The sequence below is a fragment of the Streptomyces sp. NPDC014882 genome (assembly GCF_043081325.1).
Taxonomy (GTDB): Bacteria; Actinomycetota; Actinomycetes; order Streptomycetales; family Streptomycetaceae; genus Streptomyces.
In genome coordinates, this window is the sequence record NZ_JBIBWL010000028.1 from 1 (window position 1) to 13486 (window position 13486).

Genomic DNA, 13486 nt, shown 5'->3' on the forward strand with positions numbered 1-13486 from the left:
TGGCGGACGGCGACGGCACGGCCACGGACCCGGCGGCGCTGCGGGAAGCGCTGCGGGCCTCGCTGCCGGAGCACATGGTCCCGGCCGCGGTCGTCCCCCTCGACACCCTCCCCCTCACCGTCAACGGCAAGCTCGACCGCGCCGCCCTCCCCGCACCCGCGTACGGCCGGGCGGCGGGCGCGGGCCGGGCGCCCTCCGGGCCCGTGGAGACCGCGCTGTGCGCGATCTTCGCCGAGGTGCTCGGGGTGGAGAACGTCGGCGTCGACGACGGCTTCTTCGACCTGGGCGGCGACTCCATCGTCTCCATCCAGCTCGTCGCCCGCGCCCGCAGGGCCGGGCTCGCCCTCACCGCCCGCGACGTCTTCCAGCACCGGACCGTCGCCGCGCTCGCGGAGGTCGCCGAGGCCGCCACCGCGCACGCGGCGGAGGACCCGGACGCGGGCATCGGCCCCGTGGACACCACGCCGATCGTCGCCTGGCTCTCCGAACTCGGCGGCCCCACCGACCGGTTCAGCCAGTCGATGCTGGTGCGGGTCCCCGCGGGAACCCGCCAGGAGCAGCTCTGCGAGGCGATGCAGGCCCTCCTGGACCGTCACGACGCGCTGCGCAGCCGTCTGCACCGCCGCGCCGAGGGCTGGTCCCTGGAGGTGCTCCCGCGGGACGCGGTCCGGGCCACCGCCCTGGTCCGCCGTGCCGACGCGCTCGGCATGGACGAGGCCGCCCTGCGGGAGAGCATCGCCCGGCACCACGACACGGCGCGGGCGGCCCTCGCCCCCGAGGACGGCGTCATGCTGCGGGCCGTGTGGTTCGACGCCGGGGACGAGGCTCCCGGGCGGCTGCTGCTGACCGCCCACCACCTCGTGGTCGACGGGGTGTCGTGGCGCATCCTCCTCGACGACCTGGCCGCCGCGGGCGCGGCCGTCGCCGCGGGCCGCCGCGTCGAGCTCGACCCCGTGCCGACCTCGCTGCGCACCTGGGCCCGGGAGCTGACCGCCCACGCGGCGGAGCGCACCGGCGAACTGCCCTTCTGGGAGCGGGTCCTGACCGGTCCCGACCCGCTGCTGGGCGACCGGCCCGCCGACCCGGCCCGCGACACCATGGGGACCGCCCGGTCGCTGTCGGTGTCGCTGCCGGCCCAGGTGACCTCGGCGCTGCTGGGCGAGGCGTCCCGGGTGTTCCACGCCCGGGCGAACGAGATCCTGCTGGCGGGGCTGGCACTGGCGCTGCCCGGCTGGCGCCGGGCCCGCGGCCTCGACGGCGACGACGTACTGCTGGACGTGGAGGGCCACGGCCGGGAGGACGTCCTGGCCGGCGTCGACGTCTCGCGGACGGTGGGCTGGTTCACCAGCCTGTTCCCGGTGCGTCTGGACGCGGGCGCCGACGGTGTCGGCGCCGCGGTGAAGCGGGTCAAGGAACAGCTGCGGGCGGTGCCCGGCAACGGCATCGGCTACGGACTGCTGCGCCACCTCGACCCCGGGTCGCGGTCCGTGCTCGCCGGGCTGCCCGTTCCGCAGATCGGGTTCAACTACCTGGGCCGCGTCGGCGGTACCGCCGGGCCGGCCGACTGGGCCCCGGCCGCCGAGTCGGACCTGCTGGTGGGCACCGGCATCGCCGACGAGGCGATGGCCGTACCGCATCCGCTGGAGATCAGCGCCGTCGTCCTCGACGGCCCGGACGGGGGCCCCGAGCTGACCGTCACCTGGGTGTGGGCCGGGGGTCTGCTGGACGAGGCCGCCGTCAGGGCGCTGTCGGACGGCTGGTTCGACGCGCTGCGGGACATCGCCGCGCACGCCGCCCTGCCCGGAGCGGGCGGCTTCACCCCGTCCGACCTGCCGCTGGTGCGGCTCGGCCAGGAGCAGATCGACCGCATCGAGGAGGCGCACCCCGCGCCGTCCGACATCCTGCCGGTCGCACCGCTCCAGGAGGGGCTGCTGTTCCACGCGATGTTCGACGAGGACGGGCCGGACGTCTACGGCGTCCAGTTCTCCTTCGGCCTGGACGGCCCGCTGGACGCCGCCGCCCTGCGGGCCGCCGCGGAGTCGCTGCTGGCACGCCACGACAACCTGCGGGCCGCGTTCCGCATGGACGTCGCGGACCGTCCGGTCCAGGTGATCCCCGCCGCCGTGGACCTGCCCTGGCGGGAGGCCGACCTCAGCGGCCTCGACGAGGACGCGCGGCGGGCCGGGGTGGAGCGGATCCTCGCCGAGGACCGCGCCACCCGCTACGACCTGTCCGTCGCGCCCCTGCTGCGCTTCACCCTCGTGAAGCTGGCCGACGAGCACCACCGGCTGGTGTTCGGCAACCACCACGTCCTGCTCGACGGATGGTCCATGCCGATCGTGTTCGGCGAACTGTTCACCCACTACGCCCGCGCCCTCGGCGCCGACCGCGACCTGCCGCGGGTCACCCCGTACCGCGACTACCTGGCCTGGGTCGGCGAGCAGGACCGCGCCGTGTCCCTGGACGCCTGGCGGAGCGCGCTGGAGGGCGTGGAGGAGCCGACGCTGCTCGTCCCGGACGACTCCGCGGGCCGGGGTGCCGGCCACGGGGCGGAGGTGCCGCGGCAGCTGCCCTTCGAGCTGTCGCAGGAGCTGACCGGGCGGCTGCAGGAGTGGGCCCGCGGGACCGGACTGACGCTCAACACCGTGGTGCAGGGCCTGTGGGCGGTGCTGCTGGCCCGGCTGACCGGACGGGACGACGTGGTGTTCGGCGCCACCGTCTCCGGCCGGCCGCCGGAGGTGCCCGGCATCGAGTCGATGGTCGGCCTGTTCATCAACACGGTGCCGGTACGGGTCGCCGTCGACCCGGCGGAGACCGTCTCCGCCCTGCTGACCCGGGTGCAGGCCGCGCAGAGCGGGCTGATGCCGCACCAGCACGTGCAGCTCTCCGAGATCCAGGGCCTCGTCGGCATCGGTGACCTCTTCGACACCCTCACCGTGTTCGAGAGCTACCCGATGGACGCCGCGGTGCTGGAACTCCCCGGCACCGGGCTGCGGGTGTCCGACGTCGACGGCGCGGACGCCACCCACTACCCCGTCACCCTCGCGGCGCTGCCCGGTGACCGGCTCCGGCTGCGGCTGGAGTACGCCCCGGGCCGCTTCCCCGAGGACCGCGCGCGGACCCTGGCGGCCCGGCTGACCGGGCTGTTCGAAGCGGTGGCCGAGGACCCGGAGCGTCCGGTCGGCCGGCTGGACGTGCTGACCGCCGAGGAACGGCGGGCGGCGCTCGCCGGCGGGAACCCGCTCGTGCACCCGGTGCCCGGACACCCCGTCCAGGCGCTGCTGGAGGACCTGGCCGCCCGCACGCCCGACGCGGCCGCCGTCGTCTTCGACGGCACCGCGCTGACCTTCGCGGAGCTCAACGAGCGGGCCAACCGGCTGGCCCGGCTGCTCATCGGGCGGGGCGTCGGCCCGGAGCGGATCGTCGCGCTCGTGCTGCCGCGCGACCCGCGGGTGCTGGTCGCGATGTTCGCGGTGCTGAAGGCCGGCGGCGCGTTCCTGACGGTGGACCCCGGGCTTCCGGCGGACCGCATCGCCTACCTGCTCCGGGACGCCGCGCCCGCGGTGGTGCTGACCGACGGCGAGGGGGACGCCCGCCTCACGGCCGAAGGCCTCGGCGCGGGCACCGGACGCCTGGTGCTGGACACGGAGGAGACCGGCCGGGAGCTGGCCGCCGCCCGCCCGCAGGACGTGGTGGACGGTGACCGCACCGCGCCGCTGACCCCCGCCGCCCCGGCGTACGTCATCTACACGTCGGGCTCGACCGGCCGCCCCAAGGGCGTGGTCGTCGCGCACCACAGCCTGGTCAACCTGTTCCTCGGTCACAAGGAGACGCTCTTCGACCGGCACGCGCGGGCCGGGAGCCCCGAAGGCCGCTTCCGGGTGGCGCTGACGGCCGTGTTCTCCTTCGACACCGCCTGGGACGGCGTGCTGTGGATGCTCGACGGCCACGAACTCCACCTGATCGACGACGACACCCGCCGCGATCCGCAGGCGCTGGCCGCCTACGTAGACCGGGAACGCGTCGACTTCCTCGACCTCACCCCGGCGTTCGCCGGACAGCTCGTGGAGGCGGGCATGCTGGCCGACGGCCGGCACCACCCGGCGGTGCTGATGCTCGGCGGCGAGGCCCTCGGTCCCGACCTGTGGTCGCGTCTGCGCGCCGCCCCGCGCACCACCGCGTACAACTTCTACGGCCCGACCGAGGCCACCATCGACAGCGTCTTCCTGGCTCTGTCGGAGAGCGGGACCCCCCTGGTGGGCCGGCCGGTGCGCAACACCCGGCTGCACGTCCTCGACGGACATCTGCGGCCCGTGCCGCCGGGGGTGACCGGCGAGCTGTACCTCGCGGGCGACCAGCTGGCCCGCGGGTACCTGGGCCGCCCGGACCTGACGGCCGCCGCCTTCGTGGCCAACCCCTTCGGGGAGCCCGGCTCCCGCCTGTACCGCACCGGCGACCTGGTGCGGACCACGGCGGACGGGCTGCTGGAGTACCGGGGCCGGGCCGACGACCAGGTCAAGGTCCGCGGTTTCCGCATCGAGCTCGGCGAGATCGAGTCCGCGCTGGCCTCGGACCCCGACGTGGCCGCGGCCGCCGTCGTGGTCCGCGAGGACGCCCCCGGCGTCCGCCGCCTGGTCGGCTACGCCGTCCCGGCCGCCGGGGCCGCCCCGGAGCCCGCGGCGCTGCGGGAACGGGTGGGGCGGACCCTGCCCGAGTACATGGTCCCCGCGGCCGTCGTCCTGCTGGACGCGCTGCCGCTGACGGCCAACGGCAAGCTCGACCGCAAGGCGCTGCCCGCACCGGACTTCTCGGCGCGGGCGGGCGGCCGGGCGGCGGGCGACCCGGTCGAGCGGGAACTGTGCGCGCTCTTCGCCGAGGTCCTCGGACTGCCCGAGGTCGGCGTCGACAGCAGCTTCTTCGACCTCGGCGGGGACTCCATCGTCTCCCTCCAGCTCGTCGCCCGCGCCCGCGCCGCCGGCCTGGTGTTCTCCCCGAAGGACGTCTTCACCCACCGGACCGTCGCCGCCCTGGCGCCCGTGGTCCGCGCGGCGGAGGACGCCCCGGCCGAGGACCCGGACGCCGGGATCGGCACCCTGCCGGCCACCCCCGTCATCCGCTGGCTCCAGGAGCACGGCGGGGCCACCGAGGGGTTCGTCCAGTCGATGCTGGTGCAGGTGCCGGCCGGACTGGGACTGGCGCACCTGACCACGGCCGTCCAGGCCGTGCTGGACCACCACGACGCGCTGCGCATGACCGTGACCCGCGGCGAGGCCGGCACGCCCTGGTCGCTGGAGGTGCCCGCCCGCGGCAGCGTCCCGGCCGCCGAGGCCGTCGTCCGCGTCCCCACGGGCGGCTTCACCGGTGCGGACCTGGAGGCGCTGATCGCCGCCGAGGCGGAGGCCGCCTGGCGCGCGCTCGACACGGCCGCCGGACGGATGCTCCGGGTGGTCTGGTTCGACGCCGGGCCGTCGGCCCCGGGCCGGCTGCTGGTCACCGTCCACCACCTGGCCGTCGACGGCGTGTCCTGGCGGATCCTGCTCCCGGACCTCGCCGCCGCCTGGCAGGCCGCCGCCGACGGCGGACAGCCGCGCCTGGCACCGGCCGGCACCTCCTTCCGCCGCTGGGCGCAGGGCCTCGTCGAGGCCGCCGCCCGGCGGGAGGACGAGGTGGAGCTGTGGCTGGAGATGCTCTCCGGGGAGGAGACGCCCCTCGGCGCACGTCCGCTCGCCGCGTCCGACACCGCGGCCGGGGCGCGCTCGCTCGTCCTGACGCTGCCCGCCGACCGCACCGAGCCGCTGCTCACCGGCGTCCCGGCCGCGTTCCACGCGGGGGTCGACGACGTGCTGCTCACCGGACTCGCCCTGGCCGTGGCCCAGTGGCGCCGCCGCCGGGGCCTCGGTGAGGACGGGGCCGTCCTCGTCGACCTCGAGGGCCACGGCCGGCAGGACGTGGTCGAGGGCGCCGACCTGTCCCGCACGGTCGGCTGGTTCACCACCGTGTACCCGGTACGGCTCGACCCCGGACAGGTCGACCGGGACGAGGTGCGGGCCGGCGGCGCGGCACTGGGGCGCGCCGTGAAGCGGGTCAAGGAGCAGTTGCGGGCCGTGCCGGACCACGGCATCGGCCACGGCATGCTGCGCCACCTCAACCCGGCCACGGCCCCCCTGCTGGCCGGGTACCCCGACCCCCAGATCGGTTTCAACTACCTCGGGCGCGTCGGTGCTCCGGGCGCCGAGGGCCAGGACTGGGCCGTGGCCCCGGAGTCGGCCGCCCTGACCGGCGCCGCGGCCGGCGACCCGGACACCCGGCTGGCACACGCCATCGACGTCAACGCCCTCGTGAGGGACCTCCCCGGGGGTCCCGAACTGGACGTCACCTGGACCTGGCCCGAAGGGCTGTTCCCCGAACGGGACATGCGGGAGCTGGCGGACGACTGGTTCGACGCCCTCGACGCACTGACCCGGCACGCCGCCGCGCCGGAGTCGGGCGGCCACTCACCGTCGGACATGCCGCTGGTGAACCTGTCTCAGGCACAACTCGATCTTCTGGAAAGCACGTGGAGGAAGTCGTCATGAATGGTGCGGGACTTGAGGACGTCCTCCCCCTGTCGCCGATGCAGGAGGGCATGCTGTACCACGCCCTGCTCGACGAGCAGGAGCTCGACGTGTACGGCGGTCAGATCGCCTTCGACCTCGAAGGCGCCCTGGACGTGGCGGCCCTGAAGGCGGCCGCCGCCGCCCTGCTCCGGCGGCACGCGAACCTGCGCGCCGGTTTCCTGCACGAGGGCTTCGACAAGCCCGTGCAGATCATCCCCCGCGAGGTGGAACTCCCCTGGCAGGAGATCGACCTGACGGACGTGGCGGCCGAGGACGAGCCGCGCCGCCTCGAGGCGCTCATGGTCGCCGACCGCGCCCGGCACTTCGACCTGACCGCGCCGCCGCTGGTGCGCTTCACCCTCGTACGGCTCCCGGGCCGGCGGTTCCGTTTCGTGCTGGCGAACCACCACATCCTGCTCGACGGCTGGTCGATGGCGATCATGCTGCGGGAGCTGTTCGTCCTGTACGCGCAGGGCGGTGACGAGACCGGGCTGCCGCGGGTCACCCCGTACCGCGACTACCTCGCCTGGGCCGCCTCCCGCAACCGCGAGGAGGCGGCGAAGGCGTGGGGCCGGGCCCTGGCCGGGGTCGAGGGGCCGACCCTGCTGGCCCCGGCCGCCCCGGCCGCCGCCACCGAGCCCCCGCACTACCACCACCACGAGCTCTCCGCGGAGCTGACGGCGGCCGTCGCGGCCCTGGCCCGCCGCCACGACCTCACCGCCAACACCGTGGTGCAGGCCTCCTGGGGCGTCCTGCTGGGCCGCCTCACCGGCCGGGACGACGTCGTCTTCGGCAGCACCGTCTCCGGCCGCCCGCCGGAGATGGCCGGCATGGAGAACATGGTCGGCCTCTTCATCAACACCCTGCCGGTCCGCGTCCGCCTGGACGCCGGGCGGTCCGTCGCCGACCTGCTGCGCCGCCTCCAGGACGAGCAGTCGGAACTGATGGACCACCAGCACTACGGCCTCTCCGACATCCAGTCCCTCCTCGGCGGCGGCGAACTCTTCGACACCATCACCGCGTTCGAGAGCTACCCGGTCGACACCGACGGCTTCTCCGAGCCCGTCGACGGGCTGCGCGTCACCGGCGTGCACACCACCGACGACAACCACTACCCGTTCAGCCTGGCGATCCTCCCCGGCGAGCGGATGCGGTTGCGCCTGGGGTACCGCCCGGACCTGTTCACCGCCGGGCAGATGGAGCTCGTCGGCCTGCGGCTCCAGCACGTCCTGGAGCGTTTCACCGGCGCCCCCGGGGAGCTCCTGGGCCGCCTCGACGTCCTCACCGCCGCGGAACGCGAGCGGCTGCTGCGGGCGTGGCGGGGCGCCCGGCCCGAGACGCCCGCCGCGACGTTCCCGGCGCTGTTCGAGGCGCGGGCCGCCCGCACCCCGGACGCCCCGGCGGTCGTCTCCGACGAGGGCTCGCTGTCGTACGCGGAGCTGAACGAGCGGGCCAACCGGCTCGCCCACCACCTCGTCGGACACGGCGTCGGCCCGGAGAAGATCGTCGCCCTGCTGCTGCCGCGCTCGGTGGACATCGTCGTGGCCCGGCTGGCCGTGATGAAGGCGGGCGGCGCGTACGTGCCGGTCGACCCGGACTACCCGGCCGACCGGATCGCCTACATGATCGAGGACGCGGACCCGGTCCTGGTCGTGACGACCGGTCACGAGGCGGACCGGGTGCCCGGGTCCGCGACCGCCGGCCGGGTGCTCCTGGACCGGCTGGACCTGAGCGCCGAGCCGGCGACGGACCTCGTGGACGCGGACCGGCGGTCCGCGCTGACCGTGGCCCACCCGGCCTACGTCATCTACACCTCCGGCTCCACCGGACGCCCCAAGGGCGTGGTCGTCTCCCACCAGGGCCTCGCCGCCTTCGCCGCGGTCCTGGCCCGGCGGTGCGACGTCGGCCCGGACAGCCGGGTGCTGCAGTTCTCCTCGCCCAGCTTCGACGCCTCCGTGCTCGAACTGTGCATGAGCCTGCCCTGGGGCGCCGCCCTGGTCGTCCCCCCGCCGGGCCCCCTCGCCGACGAGGCGCTCGGCCGGGTCCTCGCCGACCACGGCATCACCCACGCCCTGATCCCGCCGGCCGCCCTGGCCACCGTCCCCGCCACGGACCTGCCGGACTTCCGGACCCTGGTCGTGGGCGGCGACGCCACCGACGCCGCCCTCGTGGACCGCTGGGCCCCCGGCCGCCGCATGGTCAACGCCTACGGACCCACCGAATCCACCGTCGTCGCCACCCTCAGCGAACCCCTCACCGCCGGCACGGGTGTCCCGGCCATCGGCCGGGCCGTCGACGGGACGAGCGTCCTCGTGCTGGACGCGGCGCTGCGCCCGGTCGCCCCGGGCGTGACGGGAGAGCTCTACCTCGCGGGCGAGCAGCTGGCCCGCGGCTACCTCGGGCGGGCGGCCCTGACCGCCGAACGCTTCACCGCCTGCCCCTACGGCGCTCCGGGCAGCCGCATGTACCGCACCGGCGACCTGGTCCGCTCCACCGAGGACGGGACGCTGGAGTACCTGGGCCGCGCCGACGACCAGGTCAAGCTCCGCGGCTTCCGCATCGAGCTCGGCGAGATCGAGACCGCGCTCACGGCCTGCGAGGGCGTCGCCCGGTCCGTCGTGCTGGTCCGCGAGGACCGCCCCGGCGACAAGCGCCTCGTCGCCTACACCGTCCCCCTCGACGTCCAGGGCCCGCCGGTCGAACCCCGGGCGCTGCGCGAGCGCCTGGCCGCCACGCTCCCCGAGTACATGGTGCCGTCGTCCTTCGTCGTGCTGCGCGACCTCCCGCTCACCGCCAACGGCAAGCTCGACCGCAAGGCGCTGCCCGCGCCCGAGGAGGCGGTCGGCGGCGCCGGCCGCGCCCCGCGCACCCCGCAGGAGGAGATCCTGTGCGGCCTGTTCGCCGAGATCCTCGGCCGCCCGTCCGTCGGGGTGGACGACAGCTTCTTCGACCTGGGCGGCCACTCCCTCCAGGCCACCCGCCTGGTCAGCCGCGTGCGGTCGGCGTTCGACGCCGAGCTGCCGCTGCGCAGCCTCTTCGAGTCGGCCACCCCGGCCGGGCTCGCCGCCCTCCTCCAGCGGTCCGCGGACGGCCGCCCGGCCCTGGAGTCCCGGCCGCGGCCGGCCGAAATCCCGCTCTCCTTCGCCCAGCGGCGCCTGTGGTTCCTCGGCCGCTTCGACACCACCGGAGCCGGCTACAACATCCCGCTCGTGCTGCAGCTCGACGGCGAGCTGGACCGGCGCGCCCTGAGTGAGGCGCTGGCCGACGTCACCGCCCGGCACGAGAGCCTGCGCACCGTCTTCGCCGAGACCGACGGCCGTCCCCACCAGGTCGTCCTGCCCCCGGCCCCGGCCACCGAGCTCCGTCCCGTCGCCGTCGGCGACGACGACCTCGACGACCGGCTCGCCGAGGCCGCGTCCCTCCCGTTCGACCTGGCGGCCGAGACCCCGCTGCGGGTCACCCTCTTCGCCCTCGACGAGCGGCGGCACGTCCTGCTGCTCCTGCTGCACCACATCGCGGGCGACGGCTGGTCGCTCGCGCCCCTGGCCCGCGACCTGTCGGCCGCCTACGCCGCGCGCCGGGCCGGCGAGGCCCCCGCGTGGGAGCCGCTGCCGGTGCAGTACGCCGACTACAGCCTCTGGCAGCACGACCTCTTCGGCGACGAGGACGACCAGGACGGTGCCGGAGCCCGCCAGATCGCCCACTGGAAGCAGGTCCTGGCCGGCCTGCCGGAGGAACTGGCGCTGCCCGTGGACCGTCCGCGCCCCGCGCGGGCGAGCCTGCGCGGTGACGTCGTCGCCTTCTCGCTCACCCCGAAGCTGCACCGGGGGCTCGTCCAGCTGTCCCGCGACAGCCGCTGCAGCCTCTTCATGGTCCTCCAGGCGGGCCTCGCGGCCCTGCTCGACCGGCTCGGCTGCGGCCAGGACATCCCCCTCGGCACCGCCGTCGCGGGCCGCACGGACGAGGCCCTCGACGACCTCGTCGGCTGCTTCGTCAACAACCTGGTGCTGCGCACCGACACCTCCGGCGACCCGACCTTCCGGGAGCTGCTGGCCCGGGTCCGCGAGACGGACCTCACCGCCTACGCCCACCAGGACGTCTCCTTCGACCGGCTCGTGGAGGTCCTCAACCCGGAACGCTCCCTCGCCCGGCACCCGCTGTTCCAGGTGATGCTCACGCTGCAGAACACCGAACGGGCCGCCCTGGAGCTGCCCGGCCTGAGCGTCGAGCCGCGCGCCGCGCAGACCCGTTCGGCCCGTTTCGACCTCGCGCTGGAGCTGGGCGAGAAGCGCGGCGCCGACGGCGGCCACGACGGGCTCGACGGCATCGTCGAGTACAGCACCGACCTGTTCGACCGGGCCACCGTCGAGAAGCTCACCACCCGCTTCGTCCGGCTGCTGGAGGCCGTGGTCGCGGACGCGGACCGCGCCATCGGCCGGATCGACGTCCTCGGCCCCGTCGAGCGGCACGAACTCCTCGTGCGCCGCAACGACACCGGCCACGAGGTGCCCGCCACCACCCTGACCGCTCTCCTGGCCGGGCAGGCGGCCCGCACCCCGGACGCGCCGGCCCTCGTCTTCGAGGACACCACCCTCACCTACGCCGAGCTCGACGCCCGCGCCAACCGCCTCGCCCGCCGCCTCGTCGCCGAGGGCGTCGGGCCGGAGGGGACGGTGGCGGTGGCGGTGCCGCGCTCCCCCGAGCTCGTCGTCGCGCTGCTCGCCGTCCTCAAGGCCGGCGCCGCCTACCTGCCGGTCGACCCGGACTACCCCGCCGACCGCATCGGCCACCTGCTCACCGAGGCACGCCCCGCCCTGCTGCTGACGGTCGCGGCGGCCGGACTCCCGGAGCGCCCCGGCCCGCGCGTCCCCCGCCTGGCGCTGGACGACGCGGAACTGGTCGCCGCGCTCGAGGCGCTCGACGCCTCACCGCTGCCGGAGACCGCCCGCCCCGACAACCCGGCGTACGTCATCTACACCTCCGGTTCCACCGGCCGCCCCAAGGGCGTGCCCGTGCCGCACCGCGGCATCGTCAACCGGCTGCTGTGGATGCAGGACCGGTACGGCCTGCGCGCCGACGACCGGGTCCTCCAGAAGACGCCGTCCGGCTTCGACGTGTCGGTGTGGGAGTTCTTCTGGCCGCTGATCACCGGCGCCACCCTGGTCCTGGCCCGTCCCGAGGGCCACCGCGACCCGGTCTACCTGGCCGGACTGATCCGCTCCGAGCGGATCACCACGCTGCACTTCGTGCCGTCCATGCTCCAGGCCTTCCTCGCCGAACCGGCCGCGGCCGGCTGCGGGGAGTCCCTCCTGCGGGTGTTCTGCAGCGGCGAGGCCCTCACCGGCGACCAGCGCTCCCGCTTCTTCGAACTGTTCGACGCCGAGCTGCACAACCTCTACGGCCCGACCGAGGCGTCCGTCGACGTCACCCACTGGACCTGCGAGCCCTTCGAGGAGACCCGCGCCGTCCCGATCGGCCACCCGGTGTGGAACACGCGGGTGTACGTGCTGGACGCGGCGTTGCGCCCGGTCGCCCCGGGTGTGGCGGGAGAGCTCTACCTCGCGGGCGAGCAGCTGGCCCGCGGCTACCTGAACCGCCCGGCACTGACCGCCGAACGCTTCACCGCCTGCCCCTACGGCGACGCGGGCGGCCGCATGTACCGCACCGGCGACCTGGTGCGCTGGAACCCCGACGGTGCCCTGGAGTACCTCGGCCGCGCCGACGACCAGGTCAAGCTCCGCGGCTTCCGCATCGAGCTCGGCGAGATCGAGTCCGTCCTGGTCTCCCACCCGGCCGTCGCCCAGGCGGCCGTCGTGGTCCGCGAGGACCGCCCCGGCGACAAGCGCCTCGTCGCCTACACCGTCCCCGCCACCACCCGCGACAGCGCTCCCGCCGCCGTCCCCGCACCGGACGCCGACTCCGCTGCCGGCGCCGTCGCGGAGGCGGACGGCGGCGCACTGCGCGGGCACCTGGCGGCCGCGCTGCCCGAGTACATGGTGCCGTCGGCCTTCGTCACGCTCGACGCCCTGCCGCTCACCCCCAACGGCAAGCTCGACCGCAAGGCCCTGCCCGCGCCCGAGGTACGGACCGGGGAGCCCGGCCGCGCCCCGGCCACCGCGCAGGAGGCCCTGCTGTGCCGCCTGTTCGGGGAGATCCTCGGGCTCGACGCCCCGGCCGGCGCCGACGACGGTTTCTTCGAGCTGGGCGGCCACTCCCTGCTGGGCACCCGCCTGATCAGCCGGATCCGTACCGAGGCCGACGTCGAACTGCCCCTCCGGGCCCTCTTCGAGACGCCCACCCCGGCGGGGCTCGCCCCGCTGCTCGGTGACGCCCGGCCGGCCCGCAGGGCCCTGTCCCGCGCGCCGCGCCCCGAGCACCTTCCCGTCTCGTACGCGCAGCAGCGGCTGTGGTTCCTCAGCCGGCTGGACGGCGCGGAGGCCGCCACGTACAACCTGCCGGTCGCGCTGCGGCTCACCGGCGTGCTCGACGCCGCCGCGCTGGACGCGGCACTGCACGACGTGGTCGGCCGCCACGAGGTGCTGCGCACCGTCTTCCGCGAGGTCGGCGGCAGCCCGGTCCAGGTCGTCCTGGACGGTGCGGCGCCCCGGCTGGACCTCGTCGAGGTCCGGGAGGAGGACCTGCCGGCGGCGCTCGGCACGAGCGCGGCGCGCGGCTTCGACATCTCCGCCGACCTGCCGCTGCGGGCGACGCTGCTGCGGACCGGTGAGCGGGAGCACGTGCTGCTGCTGGTGCTGCACCACATCGCCGCCGACGGCTGGTCCATGGGTCCGCTGGCGCGTGACCTGTCGGCGGCCTATGCGGCGCGGTGCCGGGGCGAGGAACCGGCCTGGCACGAACTCCCCGTCCAGTACGCCGACTACGCCCTGTGG

The 13486-nt window shown here is 75.5% G+C and carries 2 protein-coding genes; both read left to right on the top strand.

Annotated features, from left to right (window positions below):
- Positions 1 to 6575, top strand: a 6575-nt coding sequence (locus ACF09K_RS34215) for an amino acid adenylation domain-containing protein (protein WP_392249244.1), incomplete at its 5' end; no start/stop codon positions are given.
- The coding region (locus ACF09K_RS34220) for an amino acid adenylation domain-containing protein (RefSeq protein WP_392249245.1) at positions 6572 to 13486 on the top strand (6915 nt) is incomplete at its 3' end. The genes ACF09K_RS34215 and ACF09K_RS34220, both read left to right, overlap by 4 nt.